Annotated in this window: 28 protein-coding genes; 15 read left to right on the top strand and 13 right to left on the bottom strand. The window is 56.3% G+C overall.

The window, feature by feature from the left end; all coding sequences use genetic code 11:
• Nucleotides 1-47: 47 nt before the first annotated feature.
• On the top strand, nucleotides 48-524 hold the full coding sequence (locus ACZ9A3_RS06795; protein ID WP_476252269.1) for a GNAT family N-acetyltransferase: 477 nt from the start codon (nucleotides 48-50) through the stop codon (nucleotides 522-524).
• A 126-nt stretch (nucleotides 525-650) separates the two neighbouring features.
• Complete coding sequence (locus ACZ9A3_RS06790; protein WP_476252268.1) at nucleotides 651-911, top strand: DUF6429 family protein; 261 nt, start codon at nucleotides 651-653, stop codon at nucleotides 909-911.
• 164 nt (nucleotides 912-1,075) lie between these two features.
• Here the strand turns inward: ACZ9A3_RS06790 and ACZ9A3_RS06785 are convergent, their stop codons facing one another.
• From ACZ9A3_RS06785 to ACZ9A3_RS06765, 5 genes are all read right to left on the bottom strand, one after another.
• Nucleotides 1,076-1,471 carry an SMI1/KNR4 family protein gene (locus tag ACZ9A3_RS06785; protein WP_476252267.1) on the bottom strand — a complete coding sequence of 132 codons (396 nt, stop codon included), beginning with the start codon at nucleotides 1,469-1,471 and terminating at the stop codon, nucleotides 1,076-1,078.
• Between the two features lie 80 nt (nucleotides 1,472-1,551).
• Entirely contained in the window at nucleotides 1,552-1,917 is a 366-nt protein-coding gene (locus tag ACZ9A3_RS06780) for a hypothetical protein (protein ID WP_476252266.1), read from the bottom strand.
• Nucleotides 1,898-3,892: a DUF3732 domain-containing protein gene (locus tag ACZ9A3_RS06775; protein WP_476252265.1), complete on the bottom strand. Its 1,995-nt coding sequence runs from the start codon at nucleotides 3,890-3,892 to the stop codon at nucleotides 1,898-1,900. The genes ACZ9A3_RS06780 and ACZ9A3_RS06775 overlap by 20 nt, the downstream gene beginning before the upstream one ends.
• The gene (locus tag ACZ9A3_RS06770) at nucleotides 3,889-4,344 is read right to left on the bottom strand and encodes a three component ABC system middle component (RefSeq protein WP_476253320.1); all 456 of its coding nucleotides are present in this window, start codon (nucleotides 4,342-4,344) and stop codon (nucleotides 3,889-3,891) included. Before ACZ9A3_RS06770 ends, ACZ9A3_RS06775 begins: the two co-directional genes overlap by 4 nt.
• A gap of 2 nt (nucleotides 4,345-4,346) precedes the next feature.
• Entirely contained in the window at nucleotides 4,347-5,516 is a 1,170-nt protein-coding gene (locus ACZ9A3_RS06765; RefSeq protein WP_476252264.1) for a hypothetical protein, read from the bottom strand.
• 601 nt (nucleotides 5,517-6,117) lie between these two features.
• Here ACZ9A3_RS06765 and ACZ9A3_RS06760 point away from each other — a divergent pair.
• The 3 genes from ACZ9A3_RS06760 to ACZ9A3_RS06750 all read left to right on the top strand — a co-directional run bounded on the left by ACZ9A3_RS06760 (nucleotide 6,118) and on the right by ACZ9A3_RS06750 (nucleotide 7,911).
• Complete coding sequence (locus ACZ9A3_RS06760; RefSeq protein WP_476252263.1) at nucleotides 6,118-6,747, top strand: hypothetical protein; 630 nt, start codon at nucleotides 6,118-6,120, stop codon at nucleotides 6,745-6,747.
• A gap of 171 nt (nucleotides 6,748-6,918) precedes the next feature.
• Nucleotides 6,919-7,164, top strand: coding sequence for a hypothetical protein (locus tag ACZ9A3_RS06755; RefSeq protein WP_476252262.1), 246 nt, complete (start codon nucleotides 6,919-6,921; stop codon nucleotides 7,162-7,164).
• Nucleotides 7,165-7,734: 570 nt separating this feature from the next.
• Nucleotides 7,735-7,911: a hypothetical protein gene (locus ACZ9A3_RS06750; protein WP_156160241.1), complete on the top strand. Its 177-nt coding sequence runs from the start codon at nucleotides 7,735-7,737 to the stop codon at nucleotides 7,909-7,911.
• A 7-nt stretch (nucleotides 7,912-7,918) separates the two neighbouring features.
• On the opposite strand, the gene ACZ9A3_RS06745 is transcribed toward ACZ9A3_RS06750, so the two are convergent.
• The 3 genes from ACZ9A3_RS06745 to ACZ9A3_RS06735 all read right to left on the bottom strand — a co-directional run bounded on the left by ACZ9A3_RS06745 (nucleotide 7,919) and on the right by ACZ9A3_RS06735 (nucleotide 13,274).
• Nucleotides 7,919-8,128, bottom strand: coding sequence for a hypothetical protein (locus tag ACZ9A3_RS06745; protein WP_045201477.1), 210 nt, complete (start codon nucleotides 8,126-8,128; stop codon nucleotides 7,919-7,921).
• A 223-nt stretch (nucleotides 8,129-8,351) separates the two neighbouring features.
• A complete protein-coding gene (locus ACZ9A3_RS06740; RefSeq protein WP_476252261.1) occupies nucleotides 8,352-11,993 on the bottom strand; it encodes a transporter substrate-binding domain-containing protein in 3,642 nt (1,213 codons plus the stop codon).
• A gap of 84 nt (nucleotides 11,994-12,077) precedes the next feature.
• Nucleotides 12,078-13,274 (bottom strand): EAL domain-containing response regulator, encoded by a 1,197-nt coding sequence (locus ACZ9A3_RS06735; RefSeq protein ID WP_045201473.1) that lies wholly within the window; start codon nucleotides 13,272-13,274, stop codon nucleotides 12,078-12,080.
• A gap of 211 nt (nucleotides 13,275-13,485) precedes the next feature.
• On the opposite strand from ACZ9A3_RS06735, the gene ACZ9A3_RS06730 reads away from it, so the two are divergent.
• The 10 genes from ACZ9A3_RS06730 (at nucleotide 13,486) to ACZ9A3_RS06685 (ending at nucleotide 21,786) form a co-directional block, all read left to right on the top strand.
• Nucleotides 13,486-14,115, top strand: a complete 630-nt coding sequence (locus ACZ9A3_RS06730) for a response regulator transcription factor (RefSeq protein WP_045201471.1) — start codon at nucleotides 13,486-13,488, stop codon at nucleotides 14,113-14,115.
• A gap of 166 nt (nucleotides 14,116-14,281) precedes the next feature.
• Nucleotides 14,282-14,836, top strand: a complete 555-nt coding sequence (locus ACZ9A3_RS06725; protein WP_476252260.1) for a fimbrial protein — start codon at nucleotides 14,282-14,284, stop codon at nucleotides 14,834-14,836.
• 70 nt (nucleotides 14,837-14,906) lie between these two features.
• Entirely contained in the window at nucleotides 14,907-15,455 is a 549-nt protein-coding gene (locus ACZ9A3_RS06720; RefSeq protein WP_156160240.1) for a fimbrial protein, read from the top strand.
• Between the two features lie 44 nt (nucleotides 15,456-15,499).
• Entirely contained in the window at nucleotides 15,500-17,989 is a 2,490-nt protein-coding gene (locus tag ACZ9A3_RS06715) for an outer membrane usher protein (protein WP_275560737.1), read from the top strand.
• Between the two features lie 35 nt (nucleotides 17,990-18,024).
• Complete coding sequence (locus ACZ9A3_RS06710; RefSeq protein WP_045201519.1) at nucleotides 18,025-18,768, top strand: fimbria/pilus periplasmic chaperone; 744 nt, start codon at nucleotides 18,025-18,027, stop codon at nucleotides 18,766-18,768.
• Between the two features lie 95 nt (nucleotides 18,769-18,863).
• Nucleotides 18,864-19,382, top strand: coding sequence for a fimbrial protein (locus tag ACZ9A3_RS06705; protein ID WP_045201468.1), 519 nt, complete (start codon nucleotides 18,864-18,866; stop codon nucleotides 19,380-19,382).
• A gap of 10 nt (nucleotides 19,383-19,392) precedes the next feature.
• Complete coding sequence (locus ACZ9A3_RS06700; protein WP_052676570.1) at nucleotides 19,393-19,875, top strand: fimbrial protein; 483 nt, start codon at nucleotides 19,393-19,395, stop codon at nucleotides 19,873-19,875.
• Complete coding sequence (locus ACZ9A3_RS06695; RefSeq protein ID WP_476252259.1) at nucleotides 19,872-20,378, top strand: fimbrial protein; 507 nt, start codon at nucleotides 19,872-19,874, stop codon at nucleotides 20,376-20,378. Before ACZ9A3_RS06700 ends, ACZ9A3_RS06695 begins: the two co-directional genes overlap by 4 nt.
• Before the next feature lie 8 nt (nucleotides 20,379-20,386).
• Nucleotides 20,387-20,923 (top strand): fimbrial protein, encoded by a 537-nt coding sequence (locus ACZ9A3_RS06690; RefSeq protein WP_476252258.1) that lies wholly within the window; start codon nucleotides 20,387-20,389, stop codon nucleotides 20,921-20,923.
• Between the two features lie 71 nt (nucleotides 20,924-20,994).
• Nucleotides 20,995-21,786 carry an MrpH family fimbial adhesin gene (locus tag ACZ9A3_RS06685; protein ID WP_476252257.1) on the top strand — a complete coding sequence of 264 codons (792 nt, stop codon included), beginning with the start codon at nucleotides 20,995-20,997 and terminating at the stop codon, nucleotides 21,784-21,786.
• A 220-nt stretch (nucleotides 21,787-22,006) separates the two neighbouring features.
• Here ACZ9A3_RS06685 and ACZ9A3_RS06680 read toward each other — a convergent pair whose 3' ends face one another.
• From ACZ9A3_RS06680 to ACZ9A3_RS06660, 5 genes are read right to left on the bottom strand one after another with little or no spacing between them, the layout of a single operon-like run.
• Nucleotides 22,007-22,216 carry a hypothetical protein gene (locus ACZ9A3_RS06680; RefSeq protein WP_045201465.1) on the bottom strand — a complete coding sequence of 70 codons (210 nt, stop codon included), beginning with the start codon at nucleotides 22,214-22,216 and terminating at the stop codon, nucleotides 22,007-22,009.
• 1 nt (nucleotide 22,217) lies between these two features.
• On the bottom strand, nucleotides 22,218-22,724 hold the full coding sequence (locus ACZ9A3_RS06675; protein ID WP_045201464.1) for a DUF2514 family protein: 507 nt from the start codon (nucleotides 22,722-22,724) through the stop codon (nucleotides 22,218-22,220).
• Nucleotides 22,721-23,341: a glycoside hydrolase family 19 protein gene (locus ACZ9A3_RS06670; protein WP_476252256.1), complete on the bottom strand. Its 621-nt coding sequence runs from the start codon at nucleotides 23,339-23,341 to the stop codon at nucleotides 22,721-22,723. Before ACZ9A3_RS06670 ends, ACZ9A3_RS06675 begins: the two co-directional genes overlap by 4 nt.
• 52 nt (nucleotides 23,342-23,393) lie before the next feature.
• Nucleotides 23,394-24,005, bottom strand: a complete 612-nt coding sequence (locus ACZ9A3_RS06665; protein WP_476252255.1) for a tail fiber assembly protein — start codon at nucleotides 24,003-24,005, stop codon at nucleotides 23,394-23,396.
• A gap of 11 nt (nucleotides 24,006-24,016) precedes the next feature.
• A complete protein-coding gene (locus ACZ9A3_RS06660; protein ID WP_476252254.1) occupies nucleotides 24,017-26,284 on the bottom strand; it encodes a tail fiber protein in 2,268 nt (755 codons plus the stop codon).
• Between the last annotated feature and the right edge of the window lie 5 nt (nucleotides 26,285-26,289).

The raw sequence follows: 26,289 nt of genomic DNA, 5'->3' as shown, positions 1-26,289 counted from the left end.
TGCGCGAGTGCAAACCCGCGCATCAAACATTGCGGAAAAGGCAAAGCATGGACCTACAATTCAAGCGACTCTGTGAAATCAGCAGCGCCGACATCATCGAGCTCAACAACAACTCGCGGGTCTTGCGCCACATGCCATTGGGCCGCCCCGACTTTGACGAAGCCAAATGCGCAGCGTGGGTCGCCGAGAAAGAGTCGCAGTGGCTGCTCAATGGCTATGGCCCGTGGGCTTTCTTGGTGAATCAGAAGTTTGCCGGCTGGGGTGGTCTGCAGTTAACCGAGGGTGATGCGGACCTGGCGCTGGTTTTACATCCAGATTACTGGGGCCATGGCAGAGCGATTTTTGCTGAAATCCTTCGGCGAGCCTTTGAGGAGATTGGGCTGGAATCGGTTACCGTTTTGCTTGCGCCTAGCAGAACGCGGGTCAAGGGGATGCTTCGGTTAGGGTTTCAGCCGGATGGGGAAGTTTGTTTGGATGGCGTGCGCTTTGTTCGCTATCGGCTTCGGGCATCTGCTGGTGATTGAGGCTGGTGGCAGAAACGGCGGAGATTCTGATGGTATATTGTTATTGGCTCTGCGTACCGCCGCGCAGGGCTGCCAATTGCTACTGGATTTCATGCGCGACACTCAAATACGAGCGGAGCAACGATCATGGAATACGACGACAAACTGATTGAAGATGCCGTGCTTGCCCTGTTGGTAGCCTTTAGTTCCGACGATGGCAATGCCTGGAAAGGGTTCGATTTCGAGATCATGAATCGACTGCATGAGCAGGGCTTCATTAATGATCCGATAAACAAGAGTAAATCTATCTGGTTGACGGCGGAGGGGCTGGAGCGAGGTCGGCGGATAGCTGAACGGTTATTTGGGGTGAAAGCTCAAGCAGTGCATGCAACCAACGCTGATATCTGAGTGGATGCACGCGCGGATGAGTCGACACGCCCCCTGGCACAACGCTTGGTGCTCTGCGATCGAGCAAAAGGCTTCGCCCTCCACTACAGTTCGCTGTCGGCTTCTCGCAAACGCGAGCGCTTGAATACAACTGCGGTAACTACGGAGGGAATAGAGCCTCGCCGCTAATTCAACAGATCGCGCAGGTACTCCTGAAAACTGGCGGCAACTACATGAGCCTGCCCATCGAGCGGATCAATCTCAACTACCTGCCAGGCGTTGTCGGTATCGAAGCCTGCGCAGTAGCCCTGCATGTCATCACCGAACAACAGAATTCCCTCCAGCGCGGTGGCACTGTCAGCATCGTAAATTTCATTCGGCGCTAGCAGACCGTCATACAGAATGAACAGCGGCTGATCCGCACCTACTGCTCCGCTTCCGAATTCCTTCAGGAAGGCGCTGTAATCCTCGGGAAGAGACGGATAGCATTCGTTCAGGTGTGCAAGCAACGCCGAGGTTACAGGCTGGAGTTTGCTTAGCATGCTGCTGTGCGGGGCACTGTCTTTTAAGTCCTGGAACATTCAATAATCGCCTGGCAAAAATACAAATTCAGCCCATCCTAACGAGTCCGGGCTGGTGGTACGAGGCGAATCATCCCCTTCTAGCGATGAAGGACAGGTCGATGATGTTCGGTGTTGATCGCATTGACGACGTCATCGAAGAAGATGAGCGGGAAATTGCATTTCTCAGCCATTGCCAGAAGGATAGACAATCGCATCAATGCGGGGCCCAGTCGAACGCCATCAGCACTAAACATCAAAAAGTGCTGAGCTTCTAACGCATTTCCAAGGCTATGCAACGACATGCGCAGCAGTTCACAAGCCTTGGAAATCTGCGAGCAAGTCAGTACCGCAGTTTGGATTTCAAGCGCATTCAGCACCCAAACGGCGCGCAGGTAGTGCGAGCGGTAATCTCTGCCGGCCACCGCTTTGCCTTGAGCTGACAAATCAGTCCGCAATGAACCCACGGTTGCGCCATTTGGCCCGTACGAAATCCTTGAAGTTGTAATCGAGGCCCAGTTCGAGTCCATCGGCGTGATCGCAGACGATGATCTGTGGCATCACGCCCGTCTCACGCGCCGTGTCATCGCAAAATTTCGCCAACTGCGTGAACATGTTCGACACAGCATCGATGTCATCATGCAGCTCAACACCCCGGGTGTCCTCGGCGCGCAAATTCTCGGCCTCGAACTCTTCCCCCTCATCCTTGGACGGGAAGTACACCTGGGTAGGTTGATCCAGGAAGAGGATAGGTGGGATTGCGCATTTATCAGCCCGGGCAGCGAACTGGTAATGCAGCGCCATGAACAAGGTGAGGTGAGAGTACACCCAGTTGGCACCACTGCCCATCGAGCGCAGGAAGACTTTCTTGTGCGCCTCTTTCTCGTGCCACAGGTCGAACGTGTTCACATCGAAGCGTAGAGATCCCTTCTTGTAGGTCTCTTCGAAATGGAACCGCTGGCCAATCTCCTTCATTTTTTTGTTGATGTCCCGAGCCAGGCGATCCATCTCGATCTCAACGTCATACTCATCCACGAGCGCCTGGTACTTTTTGACCTGCTCCTCCCAGTATTCCTTCATTTTCTTGAGGTCGGATGGCGGATTCTCAATGAATTTATCGATCGCGATTTCAAGCAGCAGCTTGGCCTTTTTCGGCGCATCTTCGAGCGAGCTTGCCTCGACGATCCGCTTCTCATACTCCTCGAAAGGTTTTAGGGTGGCTTGGACGTCCTTTAGCTTCAGCCGAATGTCCTTGATCTCTTTCCTCAGATCACGGCTTTCTTGCCCCAGGCTCTCTCGGGCGTAGGAGGAAAGCTTGAGCTCGGTGTTGAGCCACTCGATCGCCTGCGTGAGCTTGTTCGCCTGATCTTCGGGAATGTCGGAGTGCGACTCGCAGACAGGGCAGAAAGTGTGTTCAAGGTTCGTGGAGCGGGGAACAGTCAGTGAAGCGTACGAGGTACCGATCCCCTTCGCCTGCTCGACAGATCGATCCAGCAGGTTCAGCCGGCCAATGGCTGAACGTAGCTCGGCAACAAGTTTGGCTTTCTGGTCACGCAAGGAGTTGAAGGTTTTCTCGTAGTCGTCGGCCAGGCCATCTACGGAAACCGGGGTAGTGAGCATTCGCCTGAGCGCCTCCTTGGGCTTGATGAAGATCTCATCTGCCGTCATGTCGAACAGGGGTTTTCCTGCCAGGGCCTGATACTGTTCCAGCAGCCTGTTGAACTTGGCGATGACCTCTTCTCGCGCCTTGTCGTCTTTCGGTATTTTCAGTTCCACACGCCGAAGCTCGTAGGACGCGTCGGTCAGGTCTTTGCGCACATCGAAGTACGCTTCCTCCACGATCCCCATGAGGATCTTGAAGTGGTCGATCGCCTGGTCTCGTTTAACCTTTTCGTCGAAACGGTAGAAAATCGCATGCTTGTTCGCGACTAGGTTCTGATGCTGCAGCATGAAGGACGGGAAGCTGCGTACGGACGGCGTGGCGCCCTTGGCTCCGGTGATCTCCTTGTACATCGGGTCTGTGTCGATGTTCTCCAGCGTGACGCCGAAGAACTTGCCCAGACTCTTTAAGAACTGGTCTTTGTGGATGTAGTGCCGATCGTCGAAGAAATATTCGACATGGCCCATGAGCTCCAGGACGTTATCCGCCTCTGGCCCTGTGACCTCGCGCAAGAAGCACCGTTTGGAAGCAGCCGCACGCCCTGTTACCAAGGTCAGTGTGGGGAATTGCAAAACCGTGAAAAATGTCTTGCCGCGGTCGGTCAGCTTGCCATCCGGAATAGTGTCTTCGCTGCTGCCCAGGCAATAATCGAAGATCTCCAGGACAGCACTCTTACCTGTCGATGACTTGCCGGTGATGATGTTCAGACCTTGGGTAAGCTCCACAGCATGCAACTGGTCGTCCTTGTCAACGACGCCGATATACCTAACGTAGCAATTCATAGCGATTTGAGTCCCAACGACCTGTAAACAGAAACGACGTTTTCACCGGTTAATACAACGGCAAGCTTTCGCGCGTACTTGATGAGCTGGGCATCCGCATTTTCTTCCCTGATATTGCCGTGAGGCGCAACCGACATGTCGTCGTTGATCTGGACGCTTTTCTCGGAGGTGAGGATCAGTAGGGAGGCATTGGTAATCGGCTTAAATTCCTCGATCCTGGCCTCCAGGCCAAGTACGCGCTTCGGGTCCTGCATCAGCGTGCGCAGAGAGCTGGTCTTGCCGGCATAGTGCAAGAACCTGTGCATCGGCTTGTAAGTAACCAGAGGCAGCACCAGGTAGCTGAGAAGGATGTCCTTCTCTGTCGGATCCCAGTGGTCGTAAAACGAGTGGATTACGGGCGCGAGCGCAAAGGGTGTCCGGCGCAGGGTATAGATGTGGTCGGCGGCGTTCATGCTCACGGCCAGAGTCTCCAGTAAAACGCCTTCTCCTCGTCATCGGTCTTCACATCAGCCAGCATGTGGTAGATGCCGTTTCGAAAATCCGCCGTCGTATCTTCGAAGGTATTCAACTGCACCACGGTTTCGGCGTGCTGTTTGTAGAAGAATTTAAGTGAATGGCGCTGCAGCTGGATGGGACACGCCTCATCCAGACAGTCAATCATCGCGCTAAGACGTCCATCCTGGTGACGGTCAAGGTGGTTTTTCTGGTAGCGTTTGACGTCGAATTCGGAGGCCAGATTGTCACTGTACAGCTCATCAATGACCTCACCTGCGATCAGCAATTGCAGCGCGGCCTGCTTCACCCGGGCGTCACCACCGATCTCTCGAATCTTCTGGACAAAAGGCCGGTCAGCGATCTCATCAAGATCAATCTTCTGCTTCAGCGCATCGGTATCGACCTCAGGGAAGATGCTCGAATGCTTCATGTAGCGCTTAGTGAGATCAACGAACTTGGCGGTGAACTCCTCACAGGTGATCTCCCACCCCGTGTTGATGTATCGCGTGCTGCCAATGAAGCCCAGGATGTCATCCATGAAAGTTTGCAGCTTCGACTCCCGTATGACCCTGAGCTTATCCACCTGATAGGCGTGGAGCCGCTCGTTGAGCGACGGTGAACCGGTGATGAATACCGCCCGCTCCAGCACCTCCAGCAGATCGTCCCGGATTGCCAGATCCATGACCGATCGTTGCAATTGGAGGGGCTCCGATGGCTCCGTCGCCTTGGAGCCGGCAAAGCGTTGCTCGGCGCCGTCGTGGATCGCGCTGAGTAACGCGAGCTTTTCGGCTGCAGTGGCACTGTTCCAATTGGTCAGGGTCGACTTGGGCGAATACTCCTGGTTCGTCACGAGTATCAGGCTCTCGTAAGCCTGATGGTCAAATGCGCTGTTCAACCAGTTGTGCAAGGTATTCCAGATGTTCTGGTGGCCATCTCTCAAGGTATCGGCATATAGCTTGACCTCCACCTGAGCCACGTCCTCCAGGGTCACATCGCCGTACACCTCGACCCATAGACGCTTTCCCTTCTCCAGCTTATGGCAGTACTCAAGCGCGACCACCAACTGATACGTGAGAGCTTCGAAAAGCTTCGAAGCGTCAAACGGCAACTTCTCTGACAATTTATCCATAAACATTCCACGACCGACTTCAGAGGCAGTGCGAGCTTTACACCGAGTGCACTCATCAGCGGGATGATCCACGTTTCCGACAAGCCCGACTGAGAAATTGTCCTCAACTTAGCCAGGCTCAAGTACTGTACATAATCACAGTAATAGCGATATTTTTATCAACCAAATATAACTGTATAAAAAACCAGCTAGATCAATCGATACTACTGGATAGTAGCATTGCAAACCGAATGATCGCAAAGGGCTATCATGAGGCAGTTAGCAAGTAATTTCTACGGACGATCCAAGGGATACCCAATAAGCATCAGAGGGATATCTCCCAAGTATCCGAACGGGTAATTTGCTGAATATCCTGGTTCCTCTAAGTAGCGCTAATACACTCAATCCAGGTCCAATTGGGATGTCAGGAAGGCAGATGCGAACTTACGCGATTGCCCGCCCAAAGTAAGAATGCTAGTCTCCGCCCGACGGTGCTCGGTAGGTGCCGGCAGTCCACACAAGCGAAGCTCCAGCACTATCGTGACAGCAGAAATACCCGACCTGGCATTTATCAGGTTGCCTCGTAGTGGACGCCAGGCCAGCCCTTCCTAGAGCTGAAAAAATGCAAGTGACCTATAGCCACATCAAGCAAGTTAAACGACTCGCCAAAGAACTCAAAAAAGCACACCCCGCGCTAAAGCTTGGCCAACGACAGGACATTGCGGCAGTCCAGGTACTGGGCGTCAGGAATTACCACGAAGCGAATCGCCGGTATGAGCAATGGATCATGCTTCACGTACACATCTCACCTGACCCCCATGGCGTAAGCAAATGCACCCTCTGCGACTTCAACTTTGCAGCTGACCTCAAAGAGGATCGCGAGGCTCACCAGAAAATACATGAGCACTTCACTGAAGCAACTGAGGCCTTGGCGTACTCCCCCGGCACATTCATGCAACGCGAGAAGATGAAATCTGAGGGGAGCGGTCAAGCTCTCTCCAACGAAGACCTGGAAGCACAGATCCAGGGTGCCCTGATGGTACTGCGCGGATGGTTTGATCGTTCTCTCTCCAATGCGATATTTGGAGGGTACTGGCGCATGCACCCGTCATTCGAGCTGTACGTCTCCATGATCCAAGACACACTGAGCAATCTGTACACAGAGCTCAAACCTGTGTTGAAGGCCCGTTATGGATATCGCCCAGGCGAGATTCACCCGGGTAAAACCGACTGGTATCCGAACGCCCGTTAACATCCTGAACAGGCCTCACCGTTTTGGTGGGGCCTTTACCGCCACCTGACTTCGCTTAGGGATCATCAGCGACTGAACAATCTTCCATCGGGCATCCTGCCAAGCCCCAATAAGCTCAGAGTGAAGTGGGCCGAGCTAGAGGCAAAGGAAAAACCACAGGACTTGCGCCTGATGAAGGCGAACTTCGATAGGTATGGGCGGGACATCATCCCGAAGAAAGGATTGCGTACGCAGAAGGACAACCTCTCCGAGCTTCGCCAGCTTCGACCTGTCTTTGATAGCGCACCAATCGATGCACTCACGCCATCGGAGATCAAGGATATTGAGGACGCCAGCCTGTTGTTGCGGCACACCAAAGGCGACATTACAGAGCGCGTCTATCGACGAGTTGGGGCCATCGCCAAGCCTTCAAAATAGCGAAAGTTTTGGAAGTGATTCCAAAACGAATTGGAAGCCATATACCCAAGCGTGTTCCCAAGGCCCTATTTTTCGACCCCCGAAAACGCAAAAAGCCCTGAATAATCAGGGCTTTGAAGATGGCGGAAGCGTAGAGATTCGAACTCTAGGATAGTTGCCCATCGACGGTTTTCAAGACCGATACGAAGACTCAAGCCCGCTGCACCTTTGCCCCGGATTTCAGTTCCAAAACTTTCGCCTTACCGCCCCGGCTACAGGCCGCATTCTACCACGGTATGCGTCATCAGTTTTGGAACTGATTTTCGCCTCTCCTCCGGCGTCCTGCCGACCGAACGCAATCCCCTCTCACCTGCAGCTCGTCACCCTGAGCTGGCCAGAATTACCCCACCGCGATTTCTGTATATACAAACAGTATTGGTAGGCCGCACCGCGATCATCGAAGACGACAGCTTCGCGCTGGGCATGCCCACGCATGTTCAAATGTTGCGCCAGCATGCTCGCCTGGTCGAAGCCGAATGCGACTAACCGCGACACGAACTCGACCGGGCCCGGGAGAACATCGAGAAGCTGGTGGCGATTCACCCGGTCCAGGCAGCCGAGATCACCAAGCTGAATGCCAGGATCGAGCACATGACCTGGGAGCATTCTGACGCCATCGTGGAAAACACCCAGCTGAAGAACCGGCAGATCGTTGGTTTCCCAACCACCTACGGCTGTATGCCGCCAGCGCCAGGCGGCCGGAAGTGAAGCGAACTCAATGCAATGAGCGTGCAGGCCCGCCAAGTGATCGCAGTTGGTACTCGGTGACAGCCTGATACAGCGATTCTGCCTCCAGGCGCAGGCGTTCGACGTCCTTTTCCCGCTGACCGGCGTCCTGGGCTGCGTAGTAGCGCCGCTGGGCATCGATGGCACACCGAATCAGTGGCTCACCGGCCTCAATAACTCCCGCCAGGGTCTTCTTCAAGCTCTCCCGCTCCAGTCATTTAGTCATGGCAGTAAAGGATTAAATAGCCTCCACCGATGTTGTAACTGAGGCATGGGGACGGATTTCGAATCCGTTTTTGCCATCAAATCTTTCTATGAAAATTTGAAAAACCCCGAAAATTCAATGCGTTAAACGGACATTAACGCAACACCATTCCAGACGTATTGGGAATCTATTCCCTCAGGCGCTATGACGGGAAATCCTAGTGACAATTGTCCGGTAAAAAAGCTGCAAGAGCCCGCTCCAATTCAATTATGGCGACTTCCACCTCATTAACGGCCTGATCGAGCTGCTCAGACGATGCTTCTGGGTCAGCGCATGCAGCCTCCATGCGCCTGCAGGACTCTACCAACTGCTCTCCCTTCACCACGCGGGCAGCTCCTTTAATTCTGTGAGCCAGCGCCCCTAACTTATCCGTCTCACCGTTATGGAACAGGGCTCTCAGCGACTGACTATCTCTACGATTGTTCTTGATCAACTCCTTGAGTATTTCGCGAAACTTTACCCTGTCATTATCGATGAGCAGCTCCAGAGGGGCCAGATCGACCAGTCGCAGCGATTCTGGAGCCATCAATGGCAGTGCTGGCGAAGGACACGCGCTCTCTATTTCCCGATCCTGGTGCAACGCCAACAATCTCGCATCCAGCTCGTCGAGAGCGATTGGCTTGATCAGACAATCATTCATACCCGCTTGGATGCACTGCTCAATTTCTTCCGGCTGTGCATCTGCTGTGAGGCCAATAATCACCGTTGACTCAAGTCCTTGCTCCTGTTCCGCCTTGCGAATTTCACGGGTGAAGTCAGCACCATTCATGATCGGCATGTGGCAGTCGGTGATAATGATATCGAATGGCTGTTCGCTCCAGCGCTTGTAGGCCTCCTGGCCATTTTCCGCCTCGGTGGCGTCGTGGCCGAGATAATTCAGTTGCTCGTGTAGTACCTGGCGATTGATCCGGTGATCATCCACTACCAGCACTTGCAAGCGCTGCCTGTGCCTTATCTGAATCAGCGCAGGCACCGGGCTCACGGCAATGCGTTCTAGGACCTGCAGGCGCATTTCGACATCAACCCGGGTACCACGCCCCAGGGTGCTAGCCAGCTCCACCCTGCCCCCCATCATTTCGCATAGCGAACGACAGATCACTAGGCCCAGGCCCGTACCTTCGGTCTGTTGCACATTGCGCTGCGCCTGGACGAAAGGTCTGAACAAGCGCTGCTGGTCATTAGGGCTTATGCCAACGCCGGTGTCTTCCACGCTGAGGTGAACGTTGAGCAGGCTAGCATCGACCAAAAACCCGGAAATACTAATCTTAATCGAGCCTTCTTCAGTGAACTTGATGGCATTGCTGATCAAGTTGGAGAGAATTTGCTTGAAGCGCAGGGCATCGACCAGCACATCACAGTTAATGCTCGAATCGATGTCGAGGATTAGTGGCAGGCGCTTTTGCCTGGCCAGTCCCTCGAACACCCTGGCCACCGACTCGATCAATTCGCGCAAGTTGGCACGCTTGGGCGACAGACTAAGTCGTCCGGATTCGATGCGTGCAATGTCGAGAATATCGCCGATCAACTCCAGCAAGCTTTTTGCCGAAGTATGGGCGATTTCAATGCTGGCGCGGTCGATCGGCTGGGTTTCAGCGCGCTTAAGCGCCAGTTCAAGGATGCCGATTACGGCGTTCATCGGCGTGCGAATTTCGTGGCTCATGGTCGCCAGAAAGCTGGTCTTGGCGCGGCTGGCGTCATCCGCGTGAGCCTTCGCTTCTCGCAATTGCTCCACCAACTGACGGTGCTCGGTGATGTCCAGCCAGCCACATATAACCCCCTTTATCTCACCTTTGGAGTCCTGAAACGGTTGCACCCAGTGGTTGATCCACGTCTCCCTGCCCTGGAGCTGAATGGCATGTACCGACTCGATAGTTTGACCGTCGCGCATCGCCTTAACGTAGTTGCGATGAAAGTCAGGGAGACTCTCGAAGTTTTCCTTGGGTAGCTGGCGCACCGTTTTGTTTAATACCTGCTCAGCCCTTAAGCCGACACTTTTCAGGTAACTGCGATTACACGAGAGCATGCGCCCCTTGAGATCACGCACGTACAGCGGTGGTGGCATGCAATCTGTCAGCGTTTCAACAAACTGTAGTTGATCGTTGAGCATTCGCTCGGCCTTGAGCCGAGCCCTGATCTGACGAAGTAGGTAAAACACCCAGACCAGTGATAACAACAGCAATAGCGAAGCACCTACAACTATCTCGGTAATCCGCCGCTCGTAATCCACCCAGGTCTGACCACTCATGCCCGGTGGCGAGCGCCAGCGGTTGGCTATAGCATTAATCTCATCAGGAGCCACGCTCTGAAAGACTTGGTCAATGATAGATTGCAGCTCAAAATCACTGCGGCGCATTGCAAAATTAACTGTCGCCGGGCCAAGATCGAGTACCAGGTTGATGGCCAGCTTGTCGCGAAACAACCGCTCAATGTAATAGCGCGCCGCAGGCATCGCCACTACGGCGGCATCCGCCTTGCCTTCATAAAGCCAATTCATCGTGTCGAGTGAGCCGCCTGCCTCGACCACTACCGCTTCAGGGTAACGCTTTCGCAACTGCTGTATAGCCACGTGCCCTGTCGGTATCGCCACCCGTTTGTCCACCAGGTTCCCTAGTTTGCCTTGCTCGTCAACAGTGCTGAGCAGCACAAATGGACTAGCAAGAAACGGCCTGGAAAAGCGCAGGGTCTCTTCACGCTCGGGGCTTGCAGTCATAAGGGCAAGATCGGCCTCCCCCTTGTGCAACGCCTCGATAATCTGCGGGAAGCCTCCACTGCGTGAAATCACCTGAAAGTGTAGGCCTGTACTCAGGGTGATGACTTCGAGTATGTCGGCGACCCCGCCGGAAAATACCCCGCTGGAATCGAAATAGGCACCCGGGGCCAAGTCATCATTGATTACCAGTCTTACTACAGGGTGACGCTGTATCCAGCGTGATTGCTCTGTAGTCAGTGCGAGGGGGGCTTCGCTGGGGATGAAGCCGTTGCCGATCCAGCGCTTGGCCGTATTGCGCAGCTGATCTTCACCAATGGCCTTGATGGCGACGTTGATTAACCGCTGCAGACGTGTGTTGTCCAACTGCAAGGCATATGTGTAACCGCCGACGTCCAAGTCGGTGAAGCGCTCAAAATGCAAATAACCATAAAACGCGCGATTGAGAAGGTAATAGGCACTGTACAGATCATCCAGATAGACATCGGCTTGACCAAAAGCAGCAGCAGCAACTGCTTTGTCATGGTCTGCGTAGACTCGAAAGTCGGCCCGGGGAAAACGCTGTATCAACTCGCGGCTGTGTTCTTCACTAATAGCCACGCGCAAGCCGGCTAGGTCAATTGGCGAATGCCTAGGTTCGACATTGCGCTTAAACAAGGCCAATCGGTCCTGGGCGTAGGGCGCACTGAACAGCAGATCCTTACGCGGCCTCAAACTGCCGTGAATACTAATCACATCGACACTACCGGCCTGTAATGCCTGAATTGCATCCTTCTCATTGGCAAAAGCCACGATCTTCACCTGCAAGCCCAATAGCTGCGCGACCATGGCGGTTACATCGGCGCTGATACCCTCGTACAAGTTGTCTTCGGCATTGATCGAGAACGGCGCAGATTCGGTTGCCGACACACCGACCTTGAGTTCAGCCTTGTGCCGCAGCCAGCTCCAGTCTTCGGTCGAAATCATCATATCGTGATGATCGACCCGCAACTGGCTGGACAGCACCTGAGAAGCCAGAGGTCCGGCAGCAGACACCAGCGGCGCGCTGTTCAGCAGCAGACAGATGGACAACCATAAGAAACGTAGACGCATGTGAAGTAAACAACCGAAAGAGCTTGATGATTGCCGCCAAGAGTGGCGCAATAGTAGTTGAAAGTGTTTACCGCCGCCCGTTCTTCAGACGCCGCTTAGCAAATTGCGCTGCTTGCAGAGGTCGATAAAATGACTTTCCGGCATCGGCCGGGCAAACAGAAAGCCCTGGGCAAGGGTGCCGCCTAATTCAATCAGGCGCTCCTGTTGCTCAATAGTCTCTACTCCTTCGATAACCAACGAAATGCCTAACGCCTGGGCTAGCGTCACAGAACAACTGATGATCGCAGCGCTTTTGGGCTGACTTTGCATCTTGCGCACAAACGCACGATCAAGCTTGATCTGGCTGAATGGCAGCTCACTGAGTCGATCCAGAGAAGAATAGCCGGCGCCAAAATCATCCATCGCCAAGCCGCAGCCGAGCATACGCAACCGCACCAGATTCTCAAGGCTGCTTGCCGGTGCACTGATAAGCCCAGACTCGGTAATTTCGAACATCACGCTTGCCGCCGACACATGCGATCGTTTGATCAGCATCGTGATGCGCTCGGTCAGCGCGGCGCAGGCCAGCTGTGCCGGATGCAGGTTGAACGCCAAGTTGATTATTTGCCCCTGTGCAGCTAGCTTTTGCTGCAGGGCCAGGCCCTGCTCGAACATCTGCCAGAACAGTCGGTTGACTAGGTTGTGCTCTTCCATCACCGGTAAAAAATGCGCGGGGGACAGCACACCCCATTGGGGGTGGGCCCATCGCGCAAGCACTTCGGCGCCGGCCAGTAACTGTTCCTTCAGGGTGACCTTGGGTTGGTAAAAGGCCTCGAACTCACCATTGTCCAAGCCCTGCTGCACCTCGCTGAGGGTCGGTAGCTCGGCAGGCGACAACACCCTGGGGACGGCACTGCAGTGTTCCCGGTAACGTTTGACTACCTGTCTGAACCCCTCCAGTCTGAACGGCTTGCCCATATCGCCCAAAAAGTTCAGGCCCAGGCACTGGATCATCGCCACCGTGGCCTGACGCAAAACCGGGTCCAGCTCGCTGCAAAGCACCACAGCGCCGATTTTGCCGCTGCTACTGGCATGCCGAAGAAACGCCAAGCCATCCATGCCGGCCATTTTCAGGTCACAGAGGGCAATGTCCACAGCCTCGCAGGCGGACAGCACAGCAACCGCCTCAAGGCCGTCTGCCGCTTGTAGAATAGGTCCCGGCAGCACTTTTTCTAGCGCAGTCACAGTGACCAGACGCTGGAAGGGGTCATCCTCCAGCACCAGAACAGTCATGTCTTGCATCGAAGGTTTACACGCACGCAATTGAAGGAGACACATTGTGCAAGGCGCAAATCCTCCATCTCTATGGGAGATTTCCTCTACTCTCTAGGAAATTTCCGAAGCTGAGCTGACAGCAAGTACAGCACTGTCCTGCACCGCTAATGGTGTTAACCTTCTGCTGACTAGGCTGTACCGCTCCATAACAAGTGCGTTCTCAAGGTAAATTCACACTATGCATAGCGTTCTGATAGTTGACGATCATCCGGTCATTCGACTCGCCGTCCGGGTCCTACTGGAAAAGCACGGCATGCGCGTGGTAGGTGAAGCAGACAATGGCGTCGATGCGGTTCAGCTGGTACGCGATCTCACCCCACAAGTGGTCATTCTCGATATCGGCATCCCCAAGCTTGACGGTTTTACCGTTATTTCCCGGATTAAAGCTCTGAAAGTGCGTAGCGAGATTCTCATTCTGACCTCGCAACCTGCCGATTCGGTGTGCCGACGCTGCATCCAGCTAGGAGCTCGTGGTTTCGTCAACAAAGAAGAAGACCTTGGCAGCCTGATTACCGCAATCAAGGCAGTGGATGCTGGCTATAGTTTCTTCCCCACGCTGACGTTTGACAGTGTAAATACTGCGGAGCAGCTATCAGAGCTTGAGCTGATTCGATCATTGACCGATCGGGAAGTGACGGTTTTGCAATATCTGGCCCAAGGCTACTCCAACAAACAGATTGGCGACATGCTATTTCTCAGTAATAAAACTGTGAGCACCTACAAAACCCGTCTATTGCAAAAACTGGGTGCCGCGTCACTGGTTGACCTCGCTGAGTTCGCCAAACGCAATGCACTGACCGGCACTTAACTGACCTGTAGGAAATTTCCTAGGCCGGCATCAGCAACGTCCTACTCACTTCTTCCCTCTCCACTCCTAGACTTGCTCCAGCTCAACGGTACACAGATACCCGAGCAGAAAGAGTGTTCCATCGAGTCCCCTTCAAGGGCTTAAATATCAATACTAGGAGTATCAGATGAAAGTTAGTTCGTTGGCTGGCGCAATCATTGCCGCTACCCTTGCTGTAACCTCTGCAGCAAGTTTCGCAGCCGATAAAGGTCACGGAAGAATCACCTTCGAAGGTTCGATTATCGATGCGCCTTGCTCTATTTCTCAAAAGTCGGCCTATCAGACAGTCGAGATGGACCAGATCTCCAACGTTGCCCTGAAGAACGGCGGTAAATCCCATCTGACTCCATTTAAAATCGACTTGATCGGCTGTGAGCTTGGCACTCTGAAATCCGCCACCGCCAAGTTCACCGGTTCGCCAGCAGGCAACGCTGACCTATTGGCCATCCGCGGCTCCGCCCGAGGCGCAAGCCTTGCGATTGCCGACCATACTGGCACGCTGATCAAGCTCGGTACCGATTCGCCTGCACAGCCGCTGTCCGATGGCAACACCTTCCTACAGTTCAACGCTTATCTGCAGGGAGACATGGAGACTCCAGCAGGTGGTGGCGCAGCAGTACCGGCAGCTATCGTTCCCGGCACCTATGAAACCTTCGCCAACTTCACCCTCGACTATCAGTAACACGCGTCGTCATTGAGGTGACCAGGAGCACACAGCCAGTGTGTGCTCCTGGGTGCTTGCGGAGGTTTACATGATTCGCTCAACCGCCGTGCTACTAATACCGCTGGCGCTGTTCAGGCTTGGTGATCCCGCTCGTGCCGCTGAGCCATTGCCTGGAGATGCGCTCAAGGGGCGAGTACAACTGCTAGGAAGCATTGTCGACAGCGCATGCAGCATCCGTGTGGGCAATGCCAATCAGGCCATCGCTTTTAAACCGACTGCACTGAATGGACTGGTGCGTGGCGCTGCCTCTAATCAACAAACCTTGAACATTTACATCAGCGATTGCATTTCTTCGAATTCAAGCGCCGATGGCGATCCCTCACAACGCTTCCGACTGACATTTGAAAGCGAACGCGAAGGAAAACACTTCAGAGTTCAGGGCGCTGCCCGAGGCATTGCATTACAGATAAAAGATCAACAAGGGAAGTTGATTTCACCTGGAATGTTACTCGAGCACAGCACAACGTCTACGGACACGCTGATGCTTAATTACTCGATGAATCTCGTCGGTAGCGGACATGCTCTAGAACCAGGCGATTATCACGCCACGATCAAGCTGAGTATTCAGCACTTCTGAAATGCCAATACTTATTGTGCAGTAGCGCTCAAGGATTTAGTCACGTGGATCATCGTAAGGTACTAGCTGCCACTGCAATGTACTTTGTGGCGGCGTGGGCAAATGCGGCCGAAGAATTCCAATTCAACACCGATGTACTCGACGTCAAGGATCGTCAGAATCTTGATCTAGGGGTGTTTGCCTCGGCCAACTTCATCATGCCTGGTCAATATACCCTGCTGGTACAAGTGAACCGCGATACGTTGAGCGAGTTCCCCATTGCATATTTTCCTGCCCAAGACGATCCGAAGAGCAGTGTTGCCTGTCTTTCGCCGGCGCTGGTCAGCGAATTGGGTTTAAAGGAGCAGGTTGTCAAAACCTTGACCTGGTGGCACGACGGCGCCTGCCTTGATCTCAGTAGTGTTCCAGGCATGCAAGCACGCGGCGACCTGGGCACTTCGGGGTTGTACCTGAGCATTCCCCAGGATCAGTTGGAATACACGGCGGCTAATTGGGATCCACCCTCGCGCTGGGACGAAGGGATTTCCGGAGTGCTGCTCGATTACAATTTCAACGCCCAGACCACTGATCGAAAGAGCGGAAAAGGTCGAAGCGACAGCCTCAGTGGCAACGGTACCGCCGGCGTCAACTTAGGCGCCTGGCGTTTGCGTGGTGACTGGCAAAGCCAGATGCAACGCAGTACTGGCCAGCCATCTCAAGAGCAATTTTCCTGGAGCCGCTTTTATGCGCTGCGTGCCGTGCCGTCACTGCGCTCGAGCCTGATTCTTGGCGAAGACTACCTGGACTCGAGCATGTTCGGCAGTTTCCGCTACACCGGCGGCAACCTGAGCAGCGACGATAATATGCTGCCCCCCAACCTCAGGGGCTACGCCCCCGAAGTCAGCGGCGTAGCGCGCACCAACGCACGCGTGGTAATTCGCCAGCAAGGCCGAGTGCTCTACGACACCCAGGTTCCACCGGGTGCTTTTCGAATACAGGATCTCAACGATGCGGTTTCTGGCCAGCTTGATGTGCGCGTCGAAGAACAAGACGGTAGCGTCCAGGAGTTCCAGGTGGACACTGCCAGCATCCCCTACCTCACCCGTCCGGGCACAGTGCGCTACAAGCTAGCAGCCGGCAAACCCTCCGACTGGGAGCATAATATTGATGGCCCGGCCTTCGCCACCGGGGAGTTTTCCTGGGGCGTGAGCAATGGCTGGTCGCTGTATGGTGGCGGCCTCGGCGCCAAGGACTATAGCTCACTGGCCGTGGGCGTGGGCCGCGACCTGATGGCCTTCGGTGCGCTGTCATTCGATATCACCCAGTCGCGGGCGACGCTGCCGGAGCACAATACGCTCAGCGGCAAGTCCTACCGTGCCAGCTATTCCAAGCGCTTTGACGAGTACGACAGCCAGGTCACATTCGCCGGTTACCGGTTCTCCGAGGAGAACTACATGAGCATGAACGAATTCATCGAAACTCGCCGGGGCGGCCAGCCGCTGAACCAGAGCAAGGAGCTTTACACCACAACGTTAAGCAAGCAGTTCCGCGACTACTCGCTCGGCGTGTACCTCAACTACAACCACCAGACCTACTGGAACAGCCAGGCGAGCGATCGTTACAGCCTGTCACTGTCGCGCTATTTCGATGTGGGGGGCTTGAAGAACCTTAGCCTGTCGCTGACCGCGTACCAGAACAAGTCAAACGGAATCTCCGATGACGGCGCCTACCTGTCGGTCAGTATTCCCTGGGACAGCACCGGTTCATTCAGTTACAGCTCATCGGTCAATCGCGGAGAAAGCGCCCACAGCCTAAGTTACTACGACAGTCTCGATGAGCGTAGCCGTTACATGCTCAGCACCGGCAAGGCCTCAAGCGGAGCAACCGCCAGTGGCTACCTGTCTCATGATGGTGACCAAGCCCAGGTAGTGGCAAGTGCCAGCTACCAAGCCGGTGAGTACACCTCGGCCGGCCTATCCCTGCAAGGCGGCGCCACGCTGACCGGCCAGGGTGCGGCACTGCACCGTAGCAGTGTGCTAGGTGGCACCCGGCTGCTAGTTGACACCCAGGGGGTGGCAGGCGTCCCGGTGCGCGGTAACGGCGGGGTTAGCCGCACCAACCGCTTCGGCAAGGCGGTGCTTACAGACGTCAACAGTTATTACCGCAACCAGGCCAACATCGCCCTAGACGACCTGGCCGACGATGTCGAAGCTACTCGGTCAATTATCCAGGCCACGTTGACAGAGGGCGCGATTGGCTACCGCCGCTTCGATGTGATCGCCGGCCACAAGGCCATGGTCATCATTCGCATGACCAATAGCAGCGCCCCGCCCTTTGGGGCGACCGCAAAGAACAGTCGCGGCCAAGAAACCGGCATTGTCGGCGAAGAAGGATCGACTTACCTGAGCGGCATGAAGCCGGGCGAAACCATGTCGGTGCATTGGGACGGCGCCGCGCGTTGCCAGATCACCCTGCCCGACCGAGTTACATCGCTTGAGCGACAACTGGAGCTGCTTTGTCAGCCCGTCAGCGAAGCGGATAGCTCCGCCGCTTAATCTTTTCAACAGGTACCTTTATGAATTTCAGCTCCATGCGTAACACCCTGCCCCTGCTCGCCTTAATCGGTGCGTGTACCGCACAAACCAGCCTGGCTGCCGTTTCACTGGACCGCACCCGGGTGATTTTTACCGGCAGCGAAAAATCTGTCAGCCTCAGCATCAGTAATCAGAACGGCCAATTGCCTTACCTAGCCCAAGCCTGGATCGAGAACGAACAAGCCGAGAAAATCACCAGTCCGCTGGTAGTAGTACCGCCGATCCAGCGTCTGGAAGCAGATGCCAACAGTCAGGTGAAGATTCAAGGCCTACCTGAACTGAGCCAGCTCCCCCAGGATCGCGAATCGCTGTTCTATTTCAACCTGCGCGAAATTCCGCCACGCAGCGATAAACCTAACACCTTGCAAATTGCCCTGCAGACGCGGGTCAAACTGTTCTATCGGCCGGCGGCAATTGCTCCAAAGCGCGGGATGAATGAAGCACCCTGGCAGGAAAAACTCACCTTGACCCGCCAGAACGACCGCTATCTGCTCAGTAATCCGACACCCTATTACATCACTGTCATTGACGCGACGCGCGCCCCCAAGAGCGACACTGTAACCGGTTTCAAACCCTTAATGATCGCCCCCAAAGCCCAGCAGGACCTGGGTTTGAGCAGCAAGGCGCTGGGCGAAAAACCGGTACTGACATACGTCAATGACTACGGCGGTCGCCCGCAATTGCAGTTCAGCTGTTCGGCTAGCACCTGTACTGCCAGTCCCGTTGACAATAAACACTGACTCCCGAGCCCTGTTGTATCAAGTGAGTGCACACCATGATGCCTGGAACCCGTAGCTGCCTAGCAGCCTTGCTCTACAGCGCAAGTGTTTCAACCATGTCTCACGCCGCTGGCACCCTTGCGCAAACGGCCGAGGTTCAAGTGACCGGGACTTTGCTTGAAAGCGCCTGCTATTTGGACCCGCGCTCCACCTATCAGACCCTGTCGCTGGGCGACCTGAGCACCGCCAGACTGTTGCGCGTGGGCGACCAAGGTACTCCTGTGGCCCTGCACCTCAAGCTGCAGGGCTGTGTGCGCAGTGACGGCGGTAGGCGGGATAATCAGCATGGAACCCTTGTCTGGAGTGCCATCGAGCCGGTCCTAGCGCTTACGTTTAACGCCGTGGCCGATGTCGACAGCCCCGAACTCATCAAAGTGGTCGGGGCCGAGGGTTTCGGATTGCGCCTGTTGGATATCCAGGGCCGCGACGTGCGCCTGGGCCGAACCGCCCCGGCCTGGTTCGTCTCGCCAGGCGATAACCAGCTGACCTATTACATCCGCCCTGAGCGTACAGCGGCTCCCTTAAGCCCAGGCGACTTCCGCGCCAGCCTGAATGTGAGCCTGGCGTATGACTGAGGCACCTTCAATGACTATCGTACGATCCACACTGCTGGCCATCTTGCTCGGTTGTGCATTCACAACGCACGCTGACGAGCAGCAGGTGGTGACGATCGAAGGTTTCGTATATGCAGCGATTCCTTGCGTGATCAATAGAGACAAGCCCATCACTGGCCCCTTTGGCGATGTGCAGACCGCAGGCATCGATGGCAAATACAAGACCATTAGCCTGAATTACGATCTCGACTGCAGCCGCTCGGCGACCAATGAGCTGCGCATGCAGGTACGCGGTGACCCTGCTTTCGATCCCGCGCTGCTGGTGGTACGGGGCTATGACAATCTCGGCATTGCGCTAAAAAAAGATGGTGCGCCGCTTGCACTTAATACTTGGGCTGAATTCGACTCCCGCAAAAAACCGAAGCTACAAGCCGTCCTAGTTAAGCGAGGAAACAGTGTGGTCCAAGCCGGCAGCTTTAATGCTGGTGCAACCCTAGTGGTGGATTATCGATGAATATCCTACGGTTTTTTTTTCTCATCATGACAGTCGTGACTATGCCCCTGCAGTGCGTTCGCGCGGAAAACATGAAATTTACCGGCAACCTGCAGGCACCACCCGCGTGCACCGTCAGCGATAAGGGCGGGCGTATCGACGTGCGCTTCGAGCGCAATATCGCGGTCAATCGCATCGATGGCGAACGCTATCGCCAGGTGATTCCTTATCAAATCGAGTGCCCGGGGGCGGCCGGTGCCGGTATCACCTGGCACATGCGCTTGACTCTCCATGCGGATGACGCCGTCCACTTCGATCCTACCGCGCTCAAAACCTCGGTGAACAACCTAGGTATCAGGGTGTTACTGAATGGTACCGCACTGATTCCCAACCAACCGCGGGAAATCGATATTTACGCATCGAAACCACCTCTGCTGGAAGCTGTACCGGTCAAACTTACCGGCGCGGCGTTGCCCAGTATCGGCTTCACCGCTTCGGCGCTATTGATGGCCGAGCTCTATTAGGAGGATTTATGGGCAAGTGGGCTATGACCCTGAGCGCCTGGTTTGCCGCCAGCCTTTGGTTGCCTACGGCGCAGGCAGAAGACAATCTGTACTTCTCCGGCACCCTGGTAAATGAACCTTGTGTACTTGTAGCGGAAGACGAACTGTTCAAACTGAACTTCAAGTCCGTGGTCAACAAGGACCTCTATCTCAACGGCAGAACATTGGGGTACCCCATCGACCTGCGCCTAACAAACTGCGACCTGGACGTAGGCAAGCGCATGGTCAGCATCACCCTCAGCGCAAATGGCAACGAAAGCACCGAACCCCCTGGGCTACTCATGCTCGAGAGCGCCACTGTCCACGGCCTGATGGTGGGGCTTGAGACCACCAGTGGCACGTCCATGCCTTTGAACAAAACCCACCGCATGGGAGAACTATCCAGCGGCGACAACGTAGTCAGCTTCAAGGCTTACCTTCAAGGTGATCCCGAGGTGCTGGCCAATCGAACCCTTGGGTTAGGCGACTTTACAGGGTCCCTGACTTTTGCCTTGAGTTACGAGTAATTACCTTGAAAATATCTTACGCAACTGCGCTCCTCAGCGCCCTGTCATTTCTGCTGCTATGCGGTGCTCCGATGCAAGCACAAGCTGCTATTGTCATTAATACTACTGAAACTCAATACGAGCCGGGTGGAGTGCGTTATTCCTTTACAGTGCAATCCTGGTCCCAGGATTATGGAGAGACTAACCCTTGCATGCAGTACGCGCCGGGTGAAACGATCTGTAGAGTTTCGATTGCCGTAAACAAACGCCCTGGAATCTATGACCCAGTAGGGTGGTACTATAGGACTTGGGAGCTGCCAGTTAAAACTGGTGGCAGCGCGTCTTTGTACCTTCTGTACTTAGATTTACTTGGCCTGGGTCAAGCATTCTGGATACCACTGAGTTCTTCGATTTTAGTTCCATATCAAAACGCTGGCAATGAACTCTGCGTCACTTTTACCTACTCGAAAGTCGGGAACGGCGCTGGAGGGGACAAAGGTCTTTTCGGTCCATGCACCCGTGTTGCTACGCCGCCGCTGAAGTGCGAGATCAAGGGCAACCCCACGATCAACCATAAAAATCTGCCTGACAATGCCCTGGACGGTGTAAAGGCCTCGACTCAACTCTCCTTAAAGTGTCTAGGTCCGGCCAGCGTTACAGTCTCGGCATCCAGAACAAACAGTTTCGGCGTACAACTTAGAAGCGACAACAGCCTGTATTCGAAAATCACGGTAAACGGCAAGGATGCGACGGAAGGTATCAATATCCCAGTGGACGGTGGACTGGCCAGTCCACTGAACATCACCTCGACTCTGGTTACCCGCGGGACCGTCCTACCGGGTGCATTTTCCGGTTCCACGGTGATTACCGTTTCTCCGCCTTGATATAGGTGAGAGAGCAACCAGGTGTAAAAGCGCTCTATTACCGTCGTCACTATCCTGTAAGTCGGTCGCGGGCGCTTTACCCCGCACTCAGAAACTTCTCCCTCCGCAACTAGTTGCCTCCTAATAATATTTAGAACTGCTTATCCATCGCCCCTGAGCGCTCTCGCAAAGTTTTGGTTGAAATAAAAGCCGACGCATTTAATAGCTGGCGAACACTGACCTAATGCAACGAGCGTGCAGGCCCGCCAAGCGACCGCAACTGGTACTCAGTAACAGTTTGGTACAGCGACTCGGACTTCAGCCTCAGGCGTTCGATTTCTGCCGCTGACTCACCGGCGTCTAGGGCAGCTTGGTAGCGCCGCTGTGCATCGATGGCCTGCTGAATCAGCGGCTCGCCAGCCTCAACAACTCCCGCCAAGGTCTTCTTCACGCTACCGCTCCGCCTGTTTGATCAGCGCAGTATAGGACGCCTCGCACGCGAGCCCAGCTATTCTCGATCTGTCATACGCTTTCGCCAGCTCTCCCGCTCGGGCATCAGCCCGTGCGAGCAGGTCGGAGAGCACCATGGCGGCGCGGGTGGCTGCCTGGCTTCGGGCGGCAGCGGTGGAATCTGCGGTGCGCTTACCCGCGGCGGCGGCATATCGGGCTGCATCGTCGTGCAGGCGCTTGCCAGCAGCATCGGCACCATCAGCGCCAGCAGCTGCAGTGTGTTCTTGTTCTCGGGCATTTGCTCTCGCCTCTTCCTGTGCCGCTGCGCGGCGTTGCTCTTCACTGCGGGCCCTGGCCTCTTCCTGCGCCCAGGCCTGCTGATCACCTGCATCGCGGACGGCCCAGCGGGCCTGCCATTCGGCATCCATGGTCGAGCGGCCGTGTTCGTAGGTGCCCCAGAACGCCCAGAGCACCAGCGCCAGCGATGCCGCTGTGCGCCAGGTGATCACGCCAGCACCTTCAGCGCGCGGTCATACAGGGCCTTTCGCTCAGCGGCGCCGTGCGGTACCCGGCCAGGCTTGCCGGTGTTGATCACGCTGCCGATGTCCCGGAAGCGGCCGGCGTCGGCCAGCTCGTTGAGGCTGTGGGTCGACCACCACCAGGCGGCGGACAGGGCGGCGTGCTCCGGCTGCTCGAGCAATTCGGGCTGTTCTTCCAGTGGCAGGGCTAGGCCGGCGCCGGCGGCGGCATAGTTCCCCCGACCGGTGAGCTGGATCAGGCCGCGTCCACGGTACCGCCAGCCGTCCCCCGGGCGAGAGTTGCCCATGCGCCCGCTGTACACGATGTTGGCGATCTTCTCCGGCTGCCGCGCGCAGGCGGCTGCCGACTCCGCGGTGAACCGGCTGGGCCAGATACGCACCAGCGCCTCGGCGCTGTAGTTCAGGCTCTCCACCAGGTTGCGCAGCTGGCCCGACTCATGGCCGACCTGAGCCAGGAAAGCCGCCACGCGCACCGGGCTGTCAATCTTGTAGCGCGCCATGGCCCGGTTCAGTGCAGGCAAAAAAATGCCCGCGACTGGGCGGGCGTTCGGGAGGATCTGCAGAAGTTGCTGCATTGTGATTGGCATGACTTTCAAACCTCGTACTACAGAAAAGAAAAAGCCCCGACGATGCGGGGCTCTATTGGGTGTGTTCCGTCTCTTGTGGCGGCGGCGCGGTAGCATCGTCGGGGCTTGGCGGCCAGTCGATTGACAAGGGGTAATCGGGCTGCTGGTCCAGGCGATTCAGGGCGATGCGATAGCGCTTCCAGGCCAGCAGCGCTTCCTGCTCATGCGCTGAGGCCTCGCCGAGGTCTACCGCATCCTGCAGGGGCGCGATGCGCTTCGAGGCATAAGCCAACTTCTCTTCGCGCAAGGCCAGCCCTTCGGCGCGGATACTCTCGTTCTGCGCCACGGTATCCAGTACCCAGGCGTCGCCGTCCCAGTAATAGAATTCGCCTGGGTATTCCTGGCGGGTCAGTTCGGGAGGCAGCTCGCCAAGGGCGCTGTGCTCCGTTGCATTGCCGGTAGCCACCTCGTAAACGGTGCCCCGGTTGTCCTCAACCAGGGCCCAGACGTTGCGGGCCAGATCACGAACCACGGCATGGCCGGGCACGGACCCAGGCGGCATATCAAGGTAGGCATACGCCGGAATCAACCAGTGCTCGGCGTCGAGCGGGTCCGGGTCTGCGAAACCCTGGCCGATGTACTGCAGGGTTTCAGGGTGTGCGTTGTAAATGATTGGAGCGTCCATTAGAGGCCTCTTCAGTATTTGATACAGGCAAGCAGCGCGATGTTGCGCGGGCGCGCTTCGTTGCCGCCATCTGCGTGAATCGTTACGCCGTGAACGTGGTCACCCACAGCAGCCGCAGTGCCAACCACGGGGTGCGCGTGGTTACCACCAGAAGAAGTGAAATTCCTCCATGCAGTAACCCCGGCGGTGTTGCCCGCCAGCGATGCAGCGGTTTCTCCCGGGGCGATGCTACCGAAGCCCCCCACCCCTACCAGGTCAGCGGCGTTTGCGACGGCGGTGGCGGTTCCGCTCACAGAGTGGGCATGCCCACCGGCAGCGGAAACCGTACCGCCGTGCACGTGATTCGCGTTCTGGCTGGCTTGAATTGAGGCAATTAGGCGCCCCGGGTCAACACCACGCCCATCGTCGAAGCCGCGGATAAACTCCCCGCGTAGGTCCGGTACGTTGAAGGTGCTGTGGCCATCGCCGGCACCGCCAAACACCCTGATTGCCGCGAACAACGCCGCATAGGTGGTTCGACTGATCACCGCACCGTTCGCCTTGAGATAGCCGGGCGGCGGAGTGTTCGAGGCGAAATAAACAATGGTGCCAGGTGGCGTGTTGTTGTCGAGCCGCGTCCAGGTATTCCACTGCTCCCCGTAGCAGCTACGGGCATAGACGGCATTACCCTGGTCGTACTGGATGGCCAACTGAGAGCGGTTCGCTCCCGGGGCCAGGTACCCGTAAAACGTCGTAGTGATATGCCAGTAGTGCTTGTCATCCGGCGTGTTGGCGTGATTGGTCAGAATCACCTGATTCACGGCCAGGTTGGGGTCTTGATCGACCGGCCCCTGATTCATGCCACTGGCTGCCGTGAGTGCTGCAGCCAGGCCTGAGATGTCCGCCATGGCATGGGTGTGCGACGCCGCTGCAGCGCCCAGGGTGCCCCGCGCTGTTGCACTATCAGCGGCGCCGAGAAGCCCGCGCATCAGTGCCGACAGCGGCGCCATAGCGAACTGATCAACGCCGGTGCTGAAAATGATCTGATTTGCTGCAGTGCTCAGCGCTGCCAGAGCCGACAGGGTGTTATCCATCGGCTGCTTACTTGCCAGCGCGTTGGTCATCGTCGTGGCAAAGTTTGGGTCGTTGCCCAGTGCGTTTGCCAGCTCGACCAGCGTGTCGAGCGCACCAGGGGCGGCGCCGATCACGCCATTGATCACGCTTTTAACCCAGGCGGTGTTCGCAATCTGGGTGTCATTCGCCGCCGCTGCAGCGGTCGGCACTTTCGGTGCGCCGGTAAAGCTCGGGCTGTCGAGCGGTGCCTTGCTGGCCAGCGCGGTATTGATTGCCTCCAGGTCAGCGATAGTCAGTGCCCGCGACCACTTCATTGACTCGGGGCCTCCCGGGGGCTTGGCGAACTCGCCAAACCAGACCCGGTGCCCGTATTCAAAAACGATAAAGTTCGTCATGTCGGCACGCGGCGTGCTGGCAATAACCCCCAGCAGCACCGAGCCCGTTCCAGCCGGAGCGTTGGGCGTCGGCGCCGACGTCCCCGCACCGTTTGCCTGGTAGAAGCCACCCGGCACAATTGCCTTGAAGTCAGGCAGTGCCGGCGCTTTCGTGGCGTCCAAGCCCACTTGGCCAATTTTCAACGCATCGGTAATGCCCATGCCGGCGAGCGTGTCCGGGTTCGATGCACTCAGTACGCGGCCGTCAGCGGCTACCTTGACCTTGGTGTACTCACCTGCAGCCACTCCAGTACGCCCCAAGGCCGGGGCGAAGTTCAGCGGGGTGCTGCCCAGCGTCGGCGGCACCAGGTTGGTCAGCTGCCAGGTAGTGCCGCCGTTGGCCGTGCCGCTCTGCACAGGCACCAGGTGGCCCGGGATACATTCAACGCTTTCGTTGGCGTCCTGAGCCCGCACCCAGGCCCCGGCAGCGGCGGTGTAGATCCAGTTCTGTGCCGCGTTGGCTTGGTTCTTCACCAACACCCGGTCCCCGGCCAGCACGCTCACGCCATCAATGTTCTGCAGGCCGCTCAGGGCGATAGGCCCCGTGGTCGCGCAGCGTACCGAACGCTTGGCATCGGTCGCGGTGATGGTCTGAATCGCCTTGAGCAGCTGGCTCAAGTCGCCTTCGGTCGGCGTCATGCCGGCCGAGAGGATCACGTTCAGGATCTCTTCCGTGACAGCGTTGCCCCAATGCGCCGGGATCAGCGAACCGATCTGGCCGAGGGTTGGGTTTTCGTCCACAAACTTGCCGTCCACCAGGCCAACGCCGGGCGTACTCTTGGGGTAGTCCATCAGGG

The sequence above is a fragment of the Pseudomonas sp. TE4620 genome (assembly GCF_056279045.1).
This window is presented reverse-complemented; position numbering and strand designations above follow the sequence as displayed.

What these genes read in the sequence shown, in the direction of transcription:
- ACZ9A3_RS06665 (WP_476252255.1), bottom strand. Translation starts at nt 24,005, where the DNA reads ATGGACGCTCCAATCATTTACAACGCACACCCTGAAACCCTGCAGTAC.
- ACZ9A3_RS06760 (WP_476252263.1), top strand. Translation starts at nt 6,118, where the DNA reads ATGCAAGTGACCTATAGCCACATCAAGCAAGTTAAACGACTCGCCAAA.
- ACZ9A3_RS06690 (WP_476252258.1), top strand. Translation starts at nt 20,387, where the DNA reads ATGGGCAAGTGGGCTATGACCCTGAGCGCCTGGTTTGCCGCCAGCCTT.
- ACZ9A3_RS06695 (WP_476252259.1), top strand. Translation starts at nt 19,872, where the DNA reads ATGAATATCCTACGGTTTTTTTTTCTCATCATGACAGTCGTGACTATG.
- ACZ9A3_RS06725 (WP_476252260.1), top strand. Translation starts at nt 14,282, where the DNA reads ATGAAAGTTAGTTCGTTGGCTGGCGCAATCATTGCCGCTACCCTTGCT.
- ACZ9A3_RS06700 (WP_052676570.1), top strand. Translation starts at nt 19,393, where the DNA reads ATGACTATCGTACGATCCACACTGCTGGCCATCTTGCTCGGTTGTGCA.
- ACZ9A3_RS06765 (WP_476252264.1), bottom strand. Translation starts at nt 5,516, where the DNA reads ATGGATAAATTGTCAGAGAAGTTGCCGTTTGACGCTTCGAAGCTTTTC.
- ACZ9A3_RS06740 (WP_476252261.1), bottom strand. Translation starts at nt 11,993, where the DNA reads ATGCGTCTACGTTTCTTATGGTTGTCCATCTGTCTGCTGCTGAACAGC.
- ACZ9A3_RS06730 (WP_045201471.1), top strand. Translation starts at nt 13,486, where the DNA reads ATGCATAGCGTTCTGATAGTTGACGATCATCCGGTCATTCGACTCGCC.
- ACZ9A3_RS06770 (WP_476253320.1), bottom strand. Translation starts at nt 4,344, where the DNA reads ATGAACGCCGCCGACCACATCTATACCCTGCGCCGGACACCCTTTGCG.
- ACZ9A3_RS06720 (WP_156160240.1), top strand. Translation starts at nt 14,907, where the DNA reads ATGATTCGCTCAACCGCCGTGCTACTAATACCGCTGGCGCTGTTCAGG.
- ACZ9A3_RS06775 (WP_476252265.1), bottom strand. Translation starts at nt 3,892, where the DNA reads ATGAATTGCTACGTTAGGTATATCGGCGTCGTTGACAAGGACGACCAG.
- ACZ9A3_RS06790 (WP_476252268.1), top strand. Translation starts at nt 651, where the DNA reads ATGGAATACGACGACAAACTGATTGAAGATGCCGTGCTTGCCCTGTTG.
- ACZ9A3_RS06785 (WP_476252267.1), bottom strand. Translation starts at nt 1,471, where the DNA reads ATGTTCCAGGACTTAAAAGACAGTGCCCCGCACAGCAGCATGCTAAGC.
- ACZ9A3_RS06685 (WP_476252257.1), top strand. Translation starts at nt 20,995, where the DNA reads ATGCAAGCACAAGCTGCTATTGTCATTAATACTACTGAAACTCAATAC.
- ACZ9A3_RS06735 (WP_045201473.1), bottom strand. Translation starts at nt 13,274, where the DNA reads ATGCAAGACATGACTGTTCTGGTGCTGGAGGATGACCCCTTCCAGCGT.
- ACZ9A3_RS06795 (WP_476252269.1), top strand. Translation starts at nt 48, where the DNA reads ATGGACCTACAATTCAAGCGACTCTGTGAAATCAGCAGCGCCGACATC.
- ACZ9A3_RS06755 (WP_476252262.1), top strand. Translation starts at nt 6,919, where the DNA reads ATGAAGGCGAACTTCGATAGGTATGGGCGGGACATCATCCCGAAGAAA.
- ACZ9A3_RS06710 (WP_045201519.1), top strand. Translation starts at nt 18,025, where the DNA reads ATGCGTAACACCCTGCCCCTGCTCGCCTTAATCGGTGCGTGTACCGCA.
- ACZ9A3_RS06705 (WP_045201468.1), top strand. Translation starts at nt 18,864, where the DNA reads ATGTCTCACGCCGCTGGCACCCTTGCGCAAACGGCCGAGGTTCAAGTG.
- ACZ9A3_RS06660 (WP_476252254.1), bottom strand. Translation starts at nt 26,284, where the DNA reads ATGGACTACCCCAAGAGTACGCCCGGCGTTGGCCTGGTGGACGGCAAG.
- ACZ9A3_RS06670 (WP_476252256.1), bottom strand. Translation starts at nt 23,341, where the DNA reads ATGCCAATCACAATGCAGCAACTTCTGCAGATCCTCCCGAACGCCCGC.